At 70.7% G+C, this 19,549-nt stretch carries 13 protein-coding genes; 9 read left to right on the forward strand and 4 right to left on the reverse strand.

Annotation, left to right across the window (positions count from 1 at the left end):
• Positions 1–299: 299 nt before the first annotated feature.
• The 5 genes from AB0N66_RS38350 to AB0N66_RS38370 all read left to right on the forward strand — a co-directional run bounded on the left by AB0N66_RS38350 (position 300) and on the right by AB0N66_RS38370 (position 8,195).
• Positions 300–1,706: an ABC transporter substrate-binding protein gene (locus AB0N66_RS38350; protein ID WP_365444116.1), complete on the forward strand. Its 1,407-nt coding sequence runs from the start codon at positions 300–302 to the stop codon at positions 1,704–1,706.
• Between the two features lie 11 nt (positions 1,707–1,717).
• The gene (locus tag AB0N66_RS38355) at positions 1,718–3,076 is read left to right on the forward strand and encodes a sugar ABC transporter permease (protein WP_365444119.1); all 1,359 of its coding nucleotides are present in this window, start codon (positions 1,718–1,720) and stop codon (positions 3,074–3,076) included.
• Positions 3,073–3,954 (forward strand): carbohydrate ABC transporter permease, encoded by an 882-nt coding sequence (locus tag AB0N66_RS38360; RefSeq protein ID WP_365444122.1) that lies wholly within the window; start codon positions 3,073–3,075, stop codon positions 3,952–3,954. The genes AB0N66_RS38355 and AB0N66_RS38360 overlap by 4 nt, the downstream gene beginning before the upstream one ends.
• Positions 3,955–4,088: 134 nt before the next feature.
• Positions 4,089–6,383 (forward strand): bifunctional glycosyltransferase family 2 protein/CDP-glycerol:glycerophosphate glycerophosphotransferase, encoded by a 2,295-nt coding sequence (locus tag AB0N66_RS38365; protein WP_365444125.1) that lies wholly within the window; start codon positions 4,089–4,091, stop codon positions 6,381–6,383.
• A 222-nt stretch (positions 6,384–6,605) separates the two neighbouring features.
• Entirely contained in the window at positions 6,606–8,195 is a 1,590-nt protein-coding gene (locus tag AB0N66_RS38370; RefSeq protein ID WP_365444128.1) for a hypothetical protein, read from the forward strand.
• On the opposite strand, the gene AB0N66_RS38375 is transcribed toward AB0N66_RS38370, so the two are convergent.
• Positions 8,185–8,598 carry an organic hydroperoxide resistance protein gene (locus AB0N66_RS38375; RefSeq protein ID WP_365444131.1) on the reverse strand — a complete coding sequence of 138 codons (414 nt, stop codon included), beginning with the start codon at positions 8,596–8,598 and terminating at the stop codon, positions 8,185–8,187. The genes AB0N66_RS38370 and AB0N66_RS38375 overlap by 11 nt on opposite strands.
• Positions 8,599–8,749: 151 nt before the next feature.
• Here AB0N66_RS38375 and AB0N66_RS38380 point away from each other — a divergent pair, with 151 nt between their 5' ends.
• Entirely contained in the window at positions 8,750–9,274 is a 525-nt protein-coding gene (locus AB0N66_RS38380; RefSeq protein WP_365444134.1) for a MarR family transcriptional regulator, read from the forward strand.
• Here AB0N66_RS38380 and AB0N66_RS38385 read toward each other — a convergent pair.
• Positions 9,271–10,821 carry a glycosyltransferase family 39 protein gene (locus AB0N66_RS38385; protein ID WP_365444137.1) on the reverse strand — a complete coding sequence of 517 codons (1,551 nt, stop codon included), beginning with the start codon at positions 10,819–10,821 and terminating at the stop codon, positions 9,271–9,273. The two genes, AB0N66_RS38380 and AB0N66_RS38385, sit on opposite strands and share 4 nt — an antisense overlap.
• Positions 10,822–10,914: 93 nt before the next feature.
• On the opposite strand from AB0N66_RS38385, the gene AB0N66_RS38390 reads away from it, so the two are divergent.
• From AB0N66_RS38390 to AB0N66_RS38400, 3 genes are all read left to right on the forward strand, one after another.
• On the forward strand, positions 10,915–12,192 hold the full coding sequence (locus AB0N66_RS38390; RefSeq protein WP_365444220.1) for a glycosyltransferase 87 family protein: 1,278 nt from the start codon (positions 10,915–10,917) through the stop codon (positions 12,190–12,192).
• A 111-nt stretch (positions 12,193–12,303) separates the two neighbouring features.
• Positions 12,304–13,284 (forward strand): UDP-glucose 4-epimerase GalE, encoded by a 981-nt coding sequence (gene galE / locus AB0N66_RS38395; RefSeq protein ID WP_365444140.1) that lies wholly within the window; start codon positions 12,304–12,306, stop codon positions 13,282–13,284.
• A gap of 215 nt (positions 13,285–13,499) precedes the next feature.
• A complete protein-coding gene (locus AB0N66_RS38400) occupies positions 13,500–18,524 on the forward strand; it encodes an amino acid adenylation domain-containing protein (protein ID WP_365444142.1) in 5,025 nt (1,674 codons plus the stop codon).
• On the opposite strand, the gene AB0N66_RS38405 is transcribed toward AB0N66_RS38400, so the two are convergent.
• Complete coding sequence (locus AB0N66_RS38405; RefSeq protein ID WP_365444144.1) at positions 18,521–19,444, reverse strand: oxidoreductase; 924 nt, start codon at positions 19,442–19,444, stop codon at positions 18,521–18,523. The two genes, AB0N66_RS38400 and AB0N66_RS38405, sit on opposite strands and share 4 nt — an antisense overlap.
• Positions 19,404–19,541 carry a hypothetical protein gene (locus AB0N66_RS38410; RefSeq protein WP_365444147.1) on the reverse strand — a complete coding sequence of 46 codons (138 nt, stop codon included), beginning with the start codon at positions 19,539–19,541 and terminating at the stop codon, positions 19,404–19,406. The genes AB0N66_RS38405 and AB0N66_RS38410 overlap by 41 nt, the downstream gene beginning before the upstream one ends.
• Between the last annotated feature and the right edge of the window lie 8 nt (positions 19,542–19,549).

A 19,549-nucleotide genomic window follows, 5' to 3' on the forward strand; every position in this document is an offset into this window, starting at 1 on the left:
GGATCTGCTGGCACGTCCAGATGCCCGTCGCGTACGTCCGCGTCACCGGACCCGTCACTTCCTGCCCGACGTCTGATCCGGCGGCGACGGGCGGGACGTACCGGCACGCCCCCGACCCACCCACCGGACAGCACCCACGCTCACCCGGCATAAGGCGCCCCGCCAGAACACGTTACGACGCGGTCACGATCGCTCACTTGACAGCGTCGGCGCTCTTGCCGCCCTCGCAGACACGGGCGTAGACCAGACCGAACGGGACAGCGCCGGACGTTCGACGAGGAACGATGAACGGGGCAAAGATGCGCAGCACTCTTCGTACACGTAGGTCGCCCAACACGCACAGGTCACCCCGAGCCGCACAAACCGCCACAGCCGCAGTAACCGCAGCCGTACTCGCCCTCGCACTCACCGCATGCGGCGGCGACAGCGACAGCGGCGACACGGGCGGCACCGAAAGCAACGGCACGGAAAGCTCCGCCTCCGTCCAACTCCCCAAACTGAACGGGCAGACCCTCGAAGTCGCAGCCGTCTGGACCGGCCCGGAGCAGGCCAACTTCACCAAGGTCCTCGACGAGTTCGAGAAGCGCACCGGCGCCACAGTCAACTTCGTGCCGACCGGCAACAACACCTCCACCTTCCTCGGTACCAAGATCGAGGGCGGCAAGCCGCCGGACGTGGCGTTCCTCCCCCAGGTCGGCGTCCTGCACCAGTTCGCGGAGAAGGGCTGGCTGAAGGACATCGGCACCGACGCCCAGGCCCAGCTCGACAAGAACTTCTCAGCGGGCTGGAAGGAACTGGGCGCGTACGAGGGCAAGCAGTACGGCATCTACGTGAAGGCCGCCAACAAGTCCCTCGTCTGGTACAACACCGCGGCCTTCGACGCCGCGGGCATCACCGAAACCCCCACCACCTGGAAGGATTTCATCGCCACCGCGCAGACGCTGTCCGACGCCGGTTCCCCCGCGGTCTCCATCGGCGGAGCCGACGGCTGGACGCTCACGGACTGGTTCGAGAACGTGTACCTCTCCCAGGCGGGCCCGGAGAAGTACGACCAGCTGGCCACGCACGAGATCAAGTGGACGGACCCGTCCGTCAAGGACGCGCTCACCACGCTCGCCGAACTGTGGGGCAAGGACGACCTGATCGCGGGCGGCCGCTCGGGCGCGCTGCAGACGGAGTTCCCGAAGTCGGTGACGCAGACGTTCTCCGGTGACACCCCGGCGGGGATGGTCTTCGAGGGCGACTTCGTGACGGCGAACATCAACGCGGACACCAAGGCGAAGGTCGGCACGGACGCCAAGGTCTTCCCGTTCCCGGCGGTCGGCGACAAGGCCCCCGTGGTCAGCGGCGGCGACGTCGCCGTGGCGTTGAAGGGCGGCGCGGGTGCCCAGGCGCTGCTGACCTTCCTCGCCTCGACGGAAGCGGCCGAGATCTGGGCGGCCCAGGGCGGCTTCCTCTCCCCCAACAAGGCGATGGACCAGGGCACTTACAAGGACGATGTCACCCGGGACATCGCCAAGGCGCTGCTCGCCGCGGGCGACGACTTCCGCTTCGACATGTCGGACCAGGCCCCGGCGGCCTTCGGCGGCACGCAGGGCATCGGCGAGTGGAAGGACCTGCAGGACTTCCTGAAGGACCCGTCCGACGTCGCGGGCGCCCAGAAACAGCTAGAGGCCGACGCCGCCAAGGCGTACAAGAGCAGCTGACGGCACACGGGATGTCGTCTTCGACAGTGAGGGCGGGCGGTACCGGCGAACTGCCGGTGCCCCCCGTCGGGAAAACGCGCAAGAGCGTGACCGGGACCAGGCTGTTGGTGGCGGTGCTGTTTCTGCTGCCCGCACTGCTCCTGCTCGGCGCGCTCGTGGTGTACCCGATCGGGTACTCGGTCTGGCGGAGTCTCTACGACGCCGACGGTTCGGGCTTCGTCGGCCTGGACAACTACATCGACATCTTCACCACCGACTCGACGCTCACCGCGGTGCGGAACACCGCGATCTGGGTCGCCGTGGCCCCGGCGGTGGTCACGGTCCTCGGCCTGATCTTCGCCGTGCTGACCGAACGGGTGCGCTGGGGTACGGCGTTCAAGTTGATCGTCTTCATGCCGATGGCGATCTCGATGCTCGCCGCGGGCATCATCTTCCGGCTGGTGTACGAGCAGGACCCGGACCAGGGTGTCGCCAACGCGATCGTCACGTCGGTGCATGACGCCTTCGTCGACTCCTCGGTCTACCCGAAGGCGAGACCGAACGCCCAGGTGAGCGACCTGAAGGCGTCAGGCGGCGGTTCCTTCACCAGTACCGGGACGGTCCAGGCAGGCTCTCCGGCCCTGCTCCCGCTCGTCGGCATCGCACCGAACAAGCTCCCCGGAACCCCCGAGGACGCCAGGACGCCGGCGGCCAACGACGAAATCACCGGCACGGTCTGGCTGGACTTCAAGCTCGGCGGTGGCGGCGAGAAGGGCAAGATCGACCCGGGCGAGAAGGCCCTGAAGGGCGTCAAGGTCGAGGCGGTGAAGGACGGCAGCACAGTCGCCTCCGCGACCACGGGCGCCGACGGCACCTTCACCCTTCCCCAGGAGGCGGACGGAGCCCAACTCCGGCTCCCAGGCTCGAATTTCGCCGCTCCGTACAACGGCATCGACTGGCTCGGCCCAACGCTCGTGACACCGTCCATCATCCTGTCGTACGTCTGGATGTGGGCGGGCTTCGCGATGGTGCTGATCGCCGCGGGGCTCGCGGGTGTCGACCGCAATCTCCTCGAAGCGGCGAGAGTCGACGGCGCGAACGAGTGGCAGGTGTTCAGAAGGGTCACCGTTCCCCTTCTCGCACCGGTCCTGATCGTCGTCCTGGTCACGCTGATGATCAACGTGATGAAGATCTTCGACCTGATCTACATCATCGCGCCGCAGCCCAGCCAGGACGACGCCAACGTGCTCGCCCTGCAGCTGTTCCAGTCCTCCTTCGGCGGCGGCGGCAACTACGGCGTGGGCAGCGCGATCGGCGTCATCCTGCTGCTGCTCGTCCTGCCGATGATGTACGTCAATCTCCGCCGTCTCGGGAAGGAGCGCCAGCGATGACCGCACTCGACACGTCCGTACGCGCCAAGCGCTCCCTCGCCGCCCGGGTGGCTAGCGGGGCGGCCGGCGGAGCACTGCGCGTCTTCCTGTTCCTGGTCGCGCTGTTCTGGCTGGTGCCCGCCTTCGGCCTGCTGGTCTCGTCGTTCCGCGACCCGACCGACATCGCCGCTTCGGGCTGGTGGAAGGTCTTCTCGGCACCCGCCCAGCTGACCACCAAGAGCTACCGGTCGCTCCTGGAGAACGGCGACGTCACCAGCGCCCTCTTCAACACCATCTACATCACGGTCCCGGCGACCCTGCTGGTCGTCATCATCGGCGCGATGGCCGGATACGCCTTCGCATGGATGGACTTCAAGGGCCGCGACTGGTGGTTCATGGCGGTGGTGGCGCTGCTCGTCGTACCCGTACAGGTGGCGCTGATCCCACTCTCCGACCTCTTCGGAAAGATCGGGATCTTCGGCGACATCATCGGTGTCGTCCTCTTCCATGTGGGCTTCGGACTCCCCTTCGCGATCTTCCTGCTGCGCAACTTCTTCGCGGAGATCCCACGTGAACTCCTGGAGGCGGCACGCCTGGACGGCGCGGGAGAGGCCCGGCTGTTCCTGACCGTCGTCCTTCCGCTGGGCGCGCCCGCGATCGCGTCCCTCGGGATCTTCCAGTTCCTGTGGGTGTGGAACGACATGCTGGTCGCCCTGGTGTTCTCGGACTCGAACTCGCAGCCGCTGACGGTCGCCCTACAGCAGCAGGTACGGCAGTTCGGCAGCAACATCGAGGTCCTGGCGCCGGGCGCCTTCATCTCGATGGTGATCCCGCTCGCCGTGTTCTTCGCGTTCCAGCGGCAGTTCGTGTCGGGGGTGATGGCGGGCGCGGTGAAGTAGGTCAAGCAGGTCAAGTAGCGGCAGATTCACCGAGTTGCGGCATCCGGCGTTCCCCCGGATGCCGCAACCGGCGTAACCAGGTCACCCCTTCGGCCGTTCCCGGGCGTAATGCCACGCCGACCCATGGATGTGCCTTGCCCAGGTTCAGTGTCATCGTCCCCGCGTACAAGGTTCAGGCGTACTTGAGCGAATGCCTTGAATCCGTCCTCGGCCAGTCCTACCCGGACCTCGAACTGATCGCGGTGGACGACTGCTCGCCCGACGCCTGCGGGGCGCTCATCGACGAGTTCGCGGCCCGTGACGCCCGCGTACGCCCCGTCCGTCTGCCGGAGAACGTGGGCCCGGGCCGCGCTCGCAACGCGGGCCTGAAGCACGCGAGAGGCGACTACCTGATCTTCCTGGACGGCGACGACACCCTCACTCCGGACGCACTGCGCACCGTCGCCGACCGTCTGAAGGAGGCCTCAGAACCGGACGTCCTGGTCTACGACCACGCACGCACGGACTGGTCGGGCGCGGCCGTCCGCAACCAGCTCGCGCACCAGTTGACGGAGGTGGGCCCGGCCCCCTTCCGACTGGACGACCGGCCGGGCCTGCTCACGGCTCTGCCGGTCGTGTGGAACAAGGCGTACCGCCGGGAGTTCGTCGAGCGCGAGGGCTTCACCTTCCCGCCCGGCAGCTTCGAGGACACGCCCTGGACCTATCCGGTACTGATGTCCGCGGAGACGATCGCCACCCTGGACCGGGTCTGCGTCCACCACCGCAGGCGCCGCCAGGGCAACATCCCCGGCACGAACGGCACTAGCGGCACCCTCGGCACGAGCGGCGTCAGGCACTTCGACATCTTCGAGCAGTACGACCGAGTCTTCGCGTACCTCGACTCGCACCCGGAGCTGGCCCACTGGCGCCCGGTCCTGTTCCGTCGCATGGTCGACCACCTCTCCGCGGTGTTCGTCAGGCGCGACCGGCTACCCCGCGGCTCCCGCGCCGACTTCCTGCGCAAGTCCCGCGCCCACTACCGCCGTTACCGCACACCGGGCGCCCAGGTCCGCGTCGGCGCCCGCCTGCGGCACATTCTGGTCCGCTTCGGCACGCACCGCACGTACCGGCTCCTGTCACTGGCGTCGAGCCTCAACAGGCGCTTCCTGAAGGTCGGTTCAAAGGCGCTCCGCGCGACACACAGCAGCGCCCTCCGACTCCACTACCGCGTCCAGCGGCGCCTCCCCCTGCGCGCCGACCGCGCCGTCTTCTCCAGTCACCGGGGCCGCGGCCACGGCTGCAACCCGGGCGCCCTGGAGTCCGCGTTCCGCGCCTTGGCGCCGCACATCCGCACCACGTGGATCGCGCGCCCCGAGCACCACCACACGATCCCGGCCGCGACGCGCAGGATCCGCCCAGGTTCGGCCGCCTACTGGACGGCCCTTGCACGCTCCAAGTACCTCGTGAACAACGTCGACTTCGACGACAGGCTGGTCAAGCGCCCCGGCCAGATCATGATCCAGACGCAGCACGGCACCCCACTCAAGTACATGGGCCTCGACCTCCAGGACCGCCCGGCGGCAGCCCGCGACACCGACTTTGCCGAGCTGCTGCGGGGCGCCGACAAGTGGGACTACTGCCTGTCCGCCAACCGCCACTCCACCCTCGTCTGGGAGCGCGTGTTCCCGGCCTCGTACACGACCCTTGAGTACGGCCTTCCGCGCAACGACGTGTTCCAGCAGGCGACTTCGGCGGACGTGACCCGCATGCGCGAGTCGCTCGGCATCCCCGAGGGCACGGTCGCCGTCCTGTACGCGCCGACGTACCGCGACTACCGCCGCTCCCAGCGCCGCACCCTCGACCTGGAGCGCGTCTTGCGCCAACTCGGCCCGCGCTTCGTGGTGTTGACCCGCGCCCACCACTCCTACGACGCCCCGCTCACCCATGCTTCGGGCGGCCGCCTCATCGACGTCTCCGACCACCCGAGCATCGAGTCCCTGTGTCTCGCCTCGGACGCGCTGGTCACGGACTACTCGTCCCTGATGTTCGACTACGCGGGCCTCGACCGCCCGATCGTCGTGCACGCCGACGACTGGGAGGCGTACGAGGCGGCCCGTGGCACCTACTTCGACCTGCGCACCTTCCCGCCGGGCGCGGTGGCCCGCAGCGAGGACGAGCTGATCGACATCTTCGCGACGGGGCACTGGCGCGGCTCGCGCTCCACACAGCTCCGGGCCGCGTTCCGTGAGCGCTTCTGCCCGTACGACGACGGGCGCGCCGCCGAGCGAGTCGTACGCCGGGTCGTGCTGGGGGAAGGCGAGACGCCGGTCGTGCCGGCGGCGGACCGGCATCCCGTCCCGTCGGCCGCCGCCGCCCGCCCCGCCGCACCCCTCGCCACCGTGCCGCGGCCCGCCGGCCCCGTGCACGTCCCCGTCACCGAGAACCTCTGAACCGGATCGCCCATGTCCTCCAGCAGGCCCACGCCCAATCGCCCCGTCACCTGGAGGCCGGCCGGGCGACCGGGGCGATGAATCCCCGGAATCCCCACCTCGGCGCCCACTGATGGAGTCGCCGAGCGCACCCAATGAGGTGACGGCCCGCTAGGTGGTCGACGTCGCCGGGAATAGACGACAAATGCCCCAAGCCGTCGCCCAGCCCCGCCCCGCCACCCGGTGAGCGCCGACGTCCTTCTGCGGCGGGCCGTGCGGGGCGCCACCGCCCTGCGCGGGGGCGCTCCCTGGCGCCCGACCCCGTACCAGGTCTTCGGCGGTCTGTTCTGGCTGGTGATGTCGCTCGCGTACTGGCGCGTCCCGCTGTGCTGCGACGCCGGCCAGCACGCGGCGGTCGTCGAACGGCTCAGGGCGAGTCTCCTTCACCCCCTCCACCCGACGGCGGACCTGCCCGGCGCGGGCAGCCCGTACTACTCGCCCTACGCCGTCGCGCAGGGAATCCTCGCCCGGCTGACGGACCTGGGCGGCTGGGCGGTCGTACGACTGGCAGGACCGCTGAACCTGCTGGTCCTGCTGACCGGCCTCGCCCGCTTCGTCCGCGTCCTGGCACCGCGCCGGCCCTGGGCGCCCGTGCTCGCGCTCTTCGCGATGACCCTCCTGTGGGGCACCGAGAGCGCTTGGTGGAGCGGCTCTCTGGGGCTGCTGCCGATGACGGGGAACCTCGGCGATCCGTCCACGTTCGCCATCGGACTGACCTTCTGGGCCTGGGCGTTGACGGGCACGCGCGCGCGAGGGGGCAGCGGGGGCGGCGGTCCGGTCCGGTACGTCGGCCCGAGCGGACTGCGGAGCTTCTCCGGCTACGCGGGAGTCGGCGCCCTGTACGGGCTGATCCTGCTCGTGCACCCGGTCACGGCCCTCGGGGCGGTGCTCGGCGCGGTGGCCGTCGTCGCGGGATGGCAGCGCAGGTGGCAGGCCGCCGTCCTGGGCCGGTGGGCACTGGCAGGGGTGACGGCACTGCTGGTCGCGTACTCCTGGCCGTACTTCGATGCCTTCTCAGAGATCGGGGCCCGCGGCCTGGACGCGACTCATGAGCGGCTGTACGAGGGCATGCCGGGCCACTTCTGGCTGGCGCCGGCCGGGGTGCCCGCGCTGTGGCTGCGGGCCCGGAGGTCCGCACGGGATCCGCTCGTGCTGATGTTCGCGCTGGACTGCGCGGCCGTGGCGTACGGCTGGGTCAGCGGGCACTACGCCTTCGGCGGGATCCTGGGGCTGACGCTGGTTGCGCCGCAGTTCGCGCTCGCGGTGGAGCTGGCGGCGGCGCGGCCGTGGCCGGTCTGGCGGCGCGGGCTCGGGGCGGTTGCGGCCGCGGGGGCCTGCGTCGGCTTTCTGACCGTGCAGGCCGGGGCCGTCGTACCGCGCTCGCTCGACCCGGTCGGCTTCGAACAGCCGCCGCGCTGGCCGACGTACGCCTGGGCGGCGCGGTACATCCGGCCCGGAGAGGCCGTCATCGCGGACGGGTACTACGCGGTCCGGCTGATCGCGGGCCACGGGGTGGACCTCGCCGCGCCCGCCCTGCCCGACCCCGCCCTCGACGAGGGGGAACGGCAGCGGCGGCTCGCGGCGGTCCGCACCTACCTCGCCCCGTCCTCGACCCGCGCCGAACGCACCGCCGTGGCCCAGCGCTACCACGTGCGCTGGCTGCTGCTGACGCCCCGGCAACGGATGCCCGAGGAGGCGGTGGTGGTGGCGTGGAGCCGGGAGACGGGCGAGGTGCTGGCGCGGGTGGACGGGAGCGCGCGTGCTACTCGATGACGAGCTCGACCGGGATGTTGCCGCGGGTCGCGTTGGAGTAGGGGCAGACCTGGTGGGCCTGCTCGACCAGCTTGCGGCCGGTGGCCTCGTCCACGGTCTCGGGCAGCTCGATGCGGAGCGTGACCTTCAGGGCGAAGCCCTCGCCCTGCTTGCCGATGCCGACCTCACCGGTCACGGCGGCCTCGGAGACGTCGACCTTCGCGGTGCGGCCTACGACGGCCAGCGCGCTGGCGAAACAGGCGGCGTAGCCGGCGGCGAAGAGCTGCTCGGGGTTGGTGCCCTGGCCGTTGCCGCCCATCTCCGCCGGAATGCCCAGCTGGAGGTCGAGCTTGCCGTCGGAGCTGACGGCACGGCCGTCGCGGCCGTGGGTGGCGGTGGCGACGGCGGTGTAGATCGCGTCCATGGGGACCATCCCTGTCAAGTCGGTGTCTTAAATGCATTGAATGTACTGAATGCCTTGCCTGGGCGGCCGGTCCGGCCGCCTCGCATCGCCAATTAGAGCACGCAATTCAATTGTGCACAACTGAATGGCGAGCAGCAGCTACCCTGGACCCATGACCGCCACCCCGACGCCGACCCCGAGTCCGCCGGCCCCGAGACCTCAGGGCCCGCCCGACGGGGACTTCCTGCGTCTCGACAACCAGATCTGCTTCTCCCTGAACGCCGCGTCGCGCGCCTTCGGCGCCGTCTACCGCGTACTCCTCAAGGACCTCGGGCTCACCTATCCGCAGTACCTGGTGATGCTGGTGCTGTGGGAGCGGGGCGAGCTGCCCGTGAAGAAGGTCGGCGAGCACCTGCGGCTCGACTCCGGGACGCTGTCGCCGCTGCTGAAGCGGCTGGAGACGGCCGGTCTCCTGCGCCGTGAGCGCAGCGCCCGCGACGAGCGTTCCGTGCACGTCCACCTCACCGACGAGGGCGTCGCCCTGCGCGAGCGCGCGCTGGTCGTGCCGCGCCGGATCGCCGCCGCGACGGGCGCGAGCCTGGAGGAGATCCAAGAGCTCCGGACCCGCCTCGACCACCTGACGGCGGCCCTGGACGCGGCGGCACTGGAGGAGACCGCGGGCGGCAACGCTCTTTAGTCGGCTTGGTCGGCTGCCCAGTTCATGAACGGATACGGTGGCCGGCGCACGTACAGCCGCAGGGTCACGCCCTTGCGTGCGACCTCCTGCCGCGGTACGAACTGCTCCCCGACCACGGTGAGTTTGACCCGCTCGGTCGCGCTCCCCGGATACCAGGCAGGCCGTAGCGCGAACGGCTCCGCGACCACCCACACCCGGTCGAGGCGGTCGAGCCGTCGCCGCAGTTCACCCGGGTCCGTCTCCTGCCCGTACAGGGTCCCGGACACCGGCCCGGGCTCCCTGAGCGCGATGTCCCGCACCCCGCGGAAGCCGTTCGGATACGCCAGCGCCGAGCGCCGCACGATCGACGGCAGGAACAGCACCGGGTCACCGGGCCGCAGTTCCCGCCCGGCGACGGCGGAGACGGCGGCGAGGTTGTCGGGGCGGCGGTCGGGAGTGCGGTCCTGTCTAAGGACGGGGAGCTGCCAGACGAAGACGAGGGCGATGGCGAGGACGCCGGTGAGGGTGCTGACGGCCAGCCTCGGCGCCATCTGCACCAGGCGTTCGGCTCCGGCCGCGGCCAGCAGCGGGGCCCCGGCGAGGGCGTACAGCACATAGCGCTCGTCGTACAGCGGCCAGAAACGGGACACGGTCATCAGTACGGCGGGCGGGACGACCATCAGGGGCAGGGCGACCGCCCGGAGCGTCAGCTCGCCCCGCCGCTCGCCCTTCCGCGCCCCTCGCCGCTCACCCTTCCGCGGGAGCGGGAAACGCAGGGCCAGCACGATGAGGACCAGGTACGGCACAAGAACCAGCTGGGCCGGCCCCGCGAACGCCCGCAGCAGATGGTCCACACTGTCGAGCCCGGGCACCGACAGCCACGCGACCTGCGCGGACTGCCCCTCGGAGACCAGGGCGAGCGGCAGCAGCACCAGCACCGCGGCGCCGGCCGCCAGCCCCCACCCGCGCCACACCCGCCGGGGCACCCGCGCGAGCGCCAGGGTCACCGCGTGCGCGAGCAGCACCAGCACCGCGAACTCGTGCAGCAGGCACGTGACGGCGACCGTGACGCCGTACGCCCACCAGGTTCCCGTCCGCACAGCCCGCACCAGCAGCAGCGTCGCCGCCGCGACACCGGCCGCGACCAGCGCGTAGGACCGTCCCTCCTGCGCGAAGTGCCCGGCCATGGGCGTGACGGCGTACAACAGGCCCGCCCACAGGCCGACCCGCGGGCGGCCGAGCTGGACGCCGAGGGCGGCGACGAGGCCCGCGGTCGCCGCGGCCCCGCAGACCGAGGGGAGCCGGAGGGCGACCTCGCCGGGGTGCGGGACGAGGACGACGTGCATGAGGAGGTAATACAGGCCGTGCACCGCGTCCACGCTGTGCAGCAGCTGCCAGATCTGCGGGACCGAGCGCCGCGCGACCTGGAACGTGACGGCCTCGTCGCGCCACATGCCGCCGCGGTCGAGGCCCCAGAGCCCGATCGCGAGCATGACGGTCACGGGCACGAGCACCGCCACGACCTCGGTGCGTCCGATCCCCGACCGCCTCGCCAACGAGCTCACCATGAGCAAGATCTTGTGCGATTAAACAACCTTTGAGCGGTATTGGCGGCGTATCAACCCTTTTGACCCATCCATGCGGCTTACCATCCGGCCGTGATGAGCACCTTGACGATCACCTTGACGAAACACCGCGGCCCGCTCCTCCTCGGCGCCGCCTGGCTCGCCACCCGCGCCCTGATGCTGTGGCTGCTCGCCCACGACCACCTCCGTCTGCTCGGCCGAGGCGGGGTCTCACGCGAGGTCAGCAGCCTGTACTTCCGCTGGTACGGCGTGCTGTCCCACGGCGCCTTTCCGGCGGACGACCGGCTGTGGCAGTACCCGCCGGGCGCCGGCCCCGTGCTGCTCGCGCCGGCACTGCTGCCGGCCCTGACGTACTTCACGGCCTTCGTGGCGTTCACGCTCGCCTCGGACGCCGTGATCACGATCGCGCTCACGCGCGCGGGCACCCGCCCCGGCCGCACTTTGGCCGGCGCGGCGCTGTGGATCGCGGCGCTCCCTCTCCTCCTGCACCTGCCACTCGTTCGCTACGACGTCCAGGTCACGGCACTCGCCGTCATCTCTCTGTTGACGTTGTCGCGCTCCACGCGCGCGTGCGGCGCGTTCGCCGCGCTGGGGGCGCTGGTGAAGGTCTGGCCCGCACTGGCGCTCATCGGCACACCGAAAGGCCGTACTACACGGCAGGCCTGGACATCGGCGGTGGTCACGGCGGCGGCCATGCTCCTGGTGCTGGTCGCCGCGTTCAGCAACCCCTTCGGCTTCCTGCGCCAGCAGGGTGGCCGTGGCGTGCAGATCGAGTCGCTCGGCGGCACGGTCCTCGGCTTCGCGCGCCACGCCGGGTGGCCGGGCAGAACGCGCTACCAGTACGGCGCGATGGAGTTCGTGGGCCCCTACGTCTCCTCCGTCGCGGCCGCCTTCCTCGCCCTCACCGTCGCCTCCTTCGGGCTCCTGCTGCTGTGGCGGGTGCGCGCGCGGCACTGGACGGCGGCGACTCCGTACGACGCAGCCCTCGCCGCCGTACTGCTCTTCACCGTGACGAGCCGGGTGATCAGCCCCCAGTACATGGTGTGGCTGCTCGGCCTGTCCGCCGTGTGCCTGACCTCACGGCACACCACCCAGCGCCCGGTGGCGGCACTGATCGTGGCGGCGACGGCGGTCAGCTCCGTCGTGTACCCCGTCATGTACGTGGAGGTCATCAACAGCACGTGGACGGGCTGCCTGCTGATGCTCGTACGCAACGGTCTGCTGGCGTCTGCCGCGGCGCTGTCCTTCACGCGGCTGTGGCGGTCGGGCTCGACTGTGGTCCTTGGGACCACGTCGGACGTGTCCTACCGGAACCCGCTCCCCGTTCCCGCCGTCTCGAGAGTCAGGCGCTGAAGGCGCCTGATTCACTGATACGCGACCGCGGGACACGGGCGGGAGCACGGGTTCACGGGCCCACCGGACTCACCGGACTCACCGGGCTCACTCACGAGGGGACGGCCGCACATGACCTGGCTGATCACCGGCGGCGCCGGCTACATCGGGGCGCATGTCGTCCGCGCGATGCTCGACGCGGGCGAACAGGCCGTGGTCTACGACGACTTGTCCACCGGCATCGAGGAGCGGGTGCCCTCCGGTGTCCCGCTGGTGGTCGGCTCGACGCTGGATGCCGAACTGCTGGCCCGCACGATCGAGGAGAACTCCGTCACCGGCGTCGTACATCTGGCGGCGAAGAAGCAGGTCGGCGAGTCGGTGGACCTCCCCCTGCACTACTACCGGGAGAACGTCGAGGGTATGCGGGTGCTGCTGGAGGCGGTGACCGCCGCGTCCGTCGCCTCCTTCGTCTTCTCCTCCTCGGCGGCGGTGTACGGCATGCCCGACGTCGATCTGGTGACGGAGGAGACTCCGTGTGCGCCGATGAGCCCGTACGGCGAGACGAAACTGGCGGGCGAGTGGCTGGTCCGCGCGACGGGCCGCGCCACCGGCCTGTCCACCGCGTCCCTCCGCTACTTCAACGTGGCGGGCGCCGCGACGCCCGAACTCGCGGACGTCGGCGTCTTCAACCTCGTCCCCATGATCTTCGAGAAGCTCACCGAGGACGCGCCGCCGCGCGTCTTCGGCGACGACTACCCCACCCCCGACGGGACCTGCGTCCGCGACTACATCCACGTGGTGGACCTGGCCGAGGCGCATGTGGCGACGGCCCGCGCCCTGCAAGCGTCCCCCGGGACGGACCTGACCCTCAACATCGGCCGCGGGGAAGGCGTTTCGGTCCGCGAGATGATCGACCTCGTCAACGCGGTCACCGGCTACGACCGCCCTCCGGTGACCACTCCCCGCCGCCCCGGCGACCCGGCCCGCGTGGTGGCCTCGGCCGACCGCATCGCCGTGGAACTGGACTGGAAGGCGAAGTACGACGTCCAGGACATGATCACGTCGGCGTGGGCGGGGTGGGTGCGGCTGCATCCGGGGGCGGCGCGGGACTAGGACCTGTCCGGCCGATACCGGCCGTGGAGCCGGCGGGGAGAGCCCGACAGGTCCTGGTGCTCCAGCGGCACTTCGGCCACGTCGCACGGCAGTTGACCCTGCCGGAGCCCCGTAGCACTCCAGCCGTGACAGCGGCCGGGCCCGCCCATGAGACGCGTTGGTCAGCGGGAAATCGAAGCACGCATACTCGGACTCACTTTTTGTACCACCGCACCTTGAGGGACTTGTTCATGGCGGAGTGCGAGGAAACCCGGTCGGATCTGATGGCCGGGCAGCTGGGAATTTGGCACGCCCAACAGCTCGCGCCCGACGACCCTCGCTACAACATCGGCGAGTACTTCGAGTTCCGGGGCCCGTTGGATCCCACCGCGTTCGAGGAAGCACTGCGGAGGGGGCTGCGCGAGGTCGACGCGTTCCATCTGCGGTTCGGTAGTGACGGCGCGGACGTGTGGCAGGTCGTGGGGGACCGCGACGACTGGACAGTGCGCCGGGTGGACGTCAGCGCCGAGGCCGATCCACGTGCGGCGGCGGAGGAGTGGATGCGGGCCGACATGGGCTGCTCAACGGATCTCCGGGAGGGTCCGCTGTTCACCACGGCGCTCATCACCGTCGGCGCCGGCCACTATCTCTGCTACCAGCGGTGCCACCACATCGCCGTCGACGGGTTCAGCGGCTCGGTCATCCTGGGACGCGTCGCACAGGTCTACGACGCGTTGACGACCGGCGGCGACCCGGACGAGGGGCGGCTGGCGCCGGTTTCCGTCCTGTTCGAGGACGAAGCGGCCTACCGCGCGTCGGCTGACCACGCCGCGGACGAGGCGTACTGGCGGGAGACACTCGCGCAGCCGCCCGCGCCGCTCGATTTCGGGGGACGCGGCACCGCGGGTGCCCGCTCGCGGGCAACGGTGCGTGCGACACACCAGATCGGTCCGGCCGGGACGGAGGCGCTGCGCGAGGCGGCCCGGGAACTGCGGACGAGCCTGTCCGGCCTGGTCATCGCCGCCTCGACGGTGTACGCGCACCGCGTCACGGGGGCGGAGGACTTTCTTGTGGGCATCCCCGTGCTCGGCCGTTCGGGGTCCCGGCGGCTCCGAATACCCGGCATGACCTCGAACGTCCTTCCCGTTCGCTGCCGCGTGCGGGCCGGCATGTCGCTGGGCGAGGTGGCGGCGGAGGTCACGGCGTCGGTGCGGCGCGGGCTGCGGCACCAGCGGTACCGCTACGAGGACATACTCCGCGACCTGAGGCTCGTCGAGCGGGGCGCTCTTGCCGACTTCCGCGTCAACGTGATGTCGTTCGACCACTCGGCGACGTCCTTCGGCGGGTGTGCGGTCAGCGGCCGGAACCTGTCGAACGGGCCGGTGGAGGACGTGTCGCTCGCCGTGTACGACAGGCGAGGCGGTGACGGCATGGAGATCGTCGTCGACGCCGCCGCCGACAGGTACGACGCGCACGACGTCGCTGAGCACACGGACAGATTCCGGCGCGTGCTCGACTGGGCGGTCCGGTCCGGGGCCGCCGCGACGGTGGGCGACGCCGAGCTGCTCGGCGACACCGAACGTGACCGCGTCCTGGCCCTGGGCAGCCGTCCGGCGCCGCCGGCGTCCGGAACGTCGCTGCCGCAGCTGTTCGAGGCGCAGGTGGCACGCGCTCCGGGAGCGACGGCACTGACGTACGGCGCGGAGTCGCTGTCGTACGGCACGAAGTCGCCGACGCACGACGCCAAGTCGCTGACGTACGGCACGAAGTCGCCGACGCACGGCACCAAGTCGCTGACGTACGGAGAGCTGAACGCGCGGGCCAACCGGCTCGCCCGCCTGCTGCGGTCCCGGGGCGCAGGGCCGGACACGCGTGTGGCCGTGGTGCTGGAGCGTTCCGCCGGGCTGGTGGTGGCGATCCTGGCGACACTGAAGGTCGGTGCGGCCTACGTCCCGGTCGATCCCGGCTATCCGCAGGAGCGCATCGCCTCCTTGCTGGAGGACTCCACGCCCCTGCTGGCGGTGACCGACACCGCGTCCGCCGGTGCGATATCGGGCGGGGTGCCCGTCGTGGTGTCGGACGAGCCGGGGACGGCCGAGCAGTTGGCGGGGCTGAGCGGGGCGAACCTCACGCGGGGCGTGGACGCGCGACAGCCGGCCTACGTGATCTTCACGTCCGGTTCGACGGGGCGGCCGAAGGGGGTCGCCGTGACGCACGGCAGCGTCGTGAGTCTGCTCGCGGCGACGCGTGAGCGCTTCGCGTTCGGCCCGCAGGACGTGTGGACGCTGTTCCACTCGTTCGCCTTCGACTTCTCCGTGTGGGAGCTGTGGGGAGCACTGCTGCACGGCGGCCGGCTCGTCGTCGTGCCGTTCTCGGTCTCGCGTTCGCCGGCGCGGTTCCTCGCGTTGCTGGTGCGCGAGCGGATCACGGTGCTGAATCAAACCCCCTCAGCCTTCTACCAGTTGGTGCGCGCCGACGAACAGGCACCGCAGCTGTCCGCACGGCTGGCGCTGCGCACGGTGGTCCTCGGCGGCGAGGCACTGGACCATGCGCGTCTCCAGGGGTGGTTCGCACGGCACGGCGCCCAGTCGCCGCGCCTGGTGAACATGTACGGGATCACCGAGACGACGGTCCACGCGAGCTGCCAGGAGCTGCCTGTGGAGTCCGGCTCGGCGCGGGCGTCGAGCGTGATCGGGCCGCCGTTGCCGGGCCTGGACGCGTACGTGCTTGACGCCCGGCTGCGTCCGGTGCCGGTGGGCGTGGCGGGCGACCTCCATCTGGCGGGTGCCCAGCTCGCGCGCGGTTACCTGGGGCGCCCCGGTCTGACGGCGGAGCGGTTCGTCGCCTGTCCGTTCGGGGAACCGGGCAGGCGCATGTACCGGACCGGGGACGTCGTCCGGTGGAACCGTGAGGGGCGCCTTGAATACCTCGGGCGCTCCGACTCGCAGGTCAAGGTGCGGGGTTTCCGGATCGAGCCGGGCGAGGTGGAGGCGCGGCTCGCCGCCCATCCCGGGGTCGGCGAGGCCGCCGTCGTGGTACGCGAGGACTCCCCTGGCGACCTGCGTCTCGTCGGCTACCTGACGTCGGCCGGCGGTCTCGACGCCGGTGAGCTGCGGCCGTGGGTGGCGGCGGCGTTGCCCGCGCACATGGTGCCCGCTGCCTTCGTGGAGCTGCCCGCCCTCCCCCTCACGGTGAACGGAAAGCTCGACCGGGCGGCGCTGCCGGCTCCCGATTACGCGGCGGCCCGCGAGGACGCGCGCCGGGAGGCGTCCACGCCGGACGAGGAACTGCTGTGCACGACGTTCGCGCGGGTTCTCGGCGTCGGCCGGGTGGGCGTCGACGACAACTTCTTCGAGCTGGGCGGCCATTCCCTGCTGGTGGTGCAGCTGGTGGAGGCGTTGCGCGTCCAGGGGATACGGCTGGACGTCCGCGCCGTGTTCTCGGCACCGACCGCGGCCGGCCTCGCCCTGACGCTCGGCGCGCAGATCGCCGGGACAGAGGAGACAGAGATACCGCCGAACCTGCTGACGCCCGGGACCGGGGCGATCACCCCGGAAATGCTGCCGTTGGTCGAACTGACCCAGGGGGAGATCGACCAGGTGCTGACCACCGTCCCGGAGGGGGCGTTGGGCGTGCAGGACATCTATCCGCTGACCTCCCTCCAGGAGGGCATGCTCTTCCACCATGTCCTGGCGCAGGAGGGCGACCCGTATGTGATCTCCGGGCTGCTGGCCGTCGACTCGCGGGCGAGGCTCGACGCGTTCCTCGACGGACTGCACAAGGCCGTCGAGCGTCACGACGTCCTACGGACCGCGGTGGTGTGGCGGGGACTTCCGCTGCCGGTCCAGGTGGTACGGCGGCGCGAGGAGCTGCCGGTCCGGTGGCTCGGGCCGGGCTCGGCCGCGGACCTGGCGAGCGCGGTCGACGCGCGCCGGTACCGGATGGATCTCGAAGCGGCACCGCTGCTGCGGGTCTCCACCATGTTCGACGCGGAACACGGGCGCTGGCTCGTCTCGCTCCTGCTGCATCACCTGGTGGACGACAACACGTCGCTGCAGTTGCTGCTCGCCGAGATCGGCGCGCACATGGCGGGCGCCGGCGGGCGGCTGCCGGACCCCGTGCCGTACCGCACGGTGGTCGCGCGGTCGGTCCTCGACGCGGAAGAGGCGGAGCACGACGGGTTCTTCCGGCGGATGCTGGACGGGGTGGCCGGACCGACGGCGCCGTTCGGCGTTCTGGACGTACGGGGGAACGGCCTCGGCGTCGACGAGGCACGGACCTGGCTCGACACGGAGCTGGCCGCGCGCGTACGGCGGACTGCGCGAGCAGCGGGAGTGTCGTCGGCGACGCTGTTCCACGTCGCTTGGGGACGGGCGCTGGCACGCACCACCGGCCAGGACGACGCGGTGTTCGGCACGGTGCTGTTCGGGCGAGGTGGCGCGGACGCGCAGCGAGGGATCGGCGCCTTCATCAACACGCTGCCGGTCCGGGTGGCGGCGGGCGCGCCAGACGTCGCTGGGTGCGTGCGAAGTACGCACCGGCTCCTGGCCGAGCTCATGCGCCACGAACACGCCTCGCTGGCACGGGCGCAGCGGTGCGCCGCGGTGGACGCCGGACTGCCGCTGTTCACGACCGTCCTCAACTACCGGCACGCCACATCCGTCGTGCTGGAACCGGGGGTGACGGAGATAGTGCCGGGCGTCACGCTCCTGGCGGGCGAGGAGCGGACGAACTACCCGGTTTTCCTGTCGGTCGACGACTCCGCGGACGGCTTCCTGCTCGTCGCACAGGCGCTGCCGTCGATCGGCACCGACTGGGTGTGCACCGCGCTGGTCGAAGCCCTGCACCAAGTGGTCTCGGCGCTGGAGTCCCCACAGGATTCGCCGATACGGGATCACGCTCTGCCGGCGACCACCGCGACCACGGCGCCCGCCCTCCCGTCCTTGCCCGCCCCACGTACCGGCCGGATGCCCTCGGCAGGCTCGGAGGCGGTCCTGTCCAAACTGTTCGCCGAGATACTCGACGTACCCTCCATCGGCGCCGACGACGACTTCTTCGCACTGGGCGGGCATTCGCTGCTCGCCCTGCGGCTGACCGGCAGGGTACGGGCCGTGCTGGATGTCGAGCTTCCGGTGCGCGCGCTGTTCGAGAACCCGACCGTCGCCCTGCTCGCCCGCCGACTCGACCTCGCTTCGGAACAGCCGCCAAAAACCAGTCTCCTGACCAGCGAGGACACCGAACCGCCGCCGGACAGGCCCTAGACGCTCACTGCCCCGCTCAGCTGGGGGAAGGTGACGCCGGTCAGTTCCTCGGAGGCCGTCCACAGGCGGACGGCGGACTCCGGGTCGCTGGCCGCGGCCGACCGGCCGACGAGCGTCGGCCCGCCGCGCAGCTCGGCGAACCCGTCCGGTCCGACGTAACTGGCGCCAGGCAGATCCTGGGTGGCGGCGTACAGCGTGGGCAGGGCGCCGGCCGTGTTGTCCTGGGCGATGACCCGGTTGCCCACCGCCATGAAGGCGCGCCGCGCGATGCTCGCGTCGTGACCCTGGAGGTTGGTGGCGGCCCAGCCGGGGTGCGCGGCGAGGGCCCGTACGGACGATCCCTCGGCGGCCAGTCGGCTCTGGAGTTCCAGGGTGAACAGCAGGTTGGCGAGCTTGGACTGGCTGTAGGCGGCCATGGGTGAGTACTCGCCGGTCAGATTCAGATTGTCGAAGCGCATGTAGTTGCTGCTGGGGATCTTGTGGGCGCCGGACGCCACGGTGACCACGCGGTCGGTGACGTACGGCAGCAGCAGGTTCGTCAGGGCGAAGTGCCCCAGGTGGTTCGTCCCGAACTGCATCTCGAAGCCGTCCTTGGTACTGGCCTCGGGGATGTTCATCACGCCCGCGTTGTTGATCAGCAGGTCCAGGCTTCCCTGCCACGACTCGGCGAACTCCCGCACGGAGGCGAGGTCCGCGAGGTCGAGGCGGCGCACCTCGACGGTGCCCTTGGCGCCCTGGACGGTACGGGCGGCGGCCTCGCCACGCTTCAGGTCCCGTACGGCGAGCACGACGTGTGCGCCCGCCTTGGCCAGGATGTCGACGGTGGCGATACCGAGCCCGCTGTTGGCGCCGGTCACGACGACGGTACGGCCGCTCTGGTCAACGAGGTCGCTTGCGTTCCACTTCTGCTTCGTAGCCATGGACAAGAATGTAGGCGCCGACAACAATGCTGTCAATGCCTACAATGATGTCGGCGCCAACAATGGTGACGGCGACAACAATGTAGCCATCGGTCACATGGCCAT

Source organism: Streptomyces sp. NPDC093544 (assembly GCF_040683495.1).
Lineage (GTDB): Bacteria > Actinomycetota > Actinomycetes > Streptomycetales > Streptomycetaceae > Streptomyces.

What these genes read in the sequence shown, in the direction of transcription:
- AB0N66_RS38380 (WP_365444134.1), top strand. Translation starts at nt 8,750, where the DNA reads ATGACCGCCACCCCGACGCCGACCCCGAGTCCGCCGGCCCCGAGACCT.
- AB0N66_RS38405 (WP_365444144.1), bottom strand. Translation starts at nt 19,444, where the DNA reads ATGGCTACGAAGCAGAAGTGGAACGCAAGCGACCTCGTTGACCAGAGC.
- AB0N66_RS38350 (WP_365444116.1), top strand. Translation starts at nt 300, where the DNA reads ATGCGCAGCACTCTTCGTACACGTAGGTCGCCCAACACGCACAGGTCA.
- AB0N66_RS38375 (WP_365444131.1), bottom strand. Translation starts at nt 8,598, where the DNA reads ATGGACGCGATCTACACCGCCGTCGCCACCGCCACCCACGGCCGCGAC.
- AB0N66_RS38360 (WP_365444122.1), top strand. Translation starts at nt 3,073, where the DNA reads ATGACCGCACTCGACACGTCCGTACGCGCCAAGCGCTCCCTCGCCGCC.
- AB0N66_RS38390 (WP_365444220.1), top strand. Translation starts at nt 10,915, where the DNA reads ATGAGCACCTTGACGATCACCTTGACGAAACACCGCGGCCCGCTCCTC.
- galE (WP_365444140.1), top strand. Translation starts at nt 12,304, where the DNA reads ATGACCTGGCTGATCACCGGCGGCGCCGGCTACATCGGGGCGCATGTC.
- AB0N66_RS38385 (WP_365444137.1), bottom strand. Translation starts at nt 10,821, where the DNA reads ATGGTGAGCTCGTTGGCGAGGCGGTCGGGGATCGGACGCACCGAGGTC.
- AB0N66_RS38355 (WP_365444119.1), top strand. Translation starts at nt 1,718, where the DNA reads ATGTCGTCTTCGACAGTGAGGGCGGGCGGTACCGGCGAACTGCCGGTG.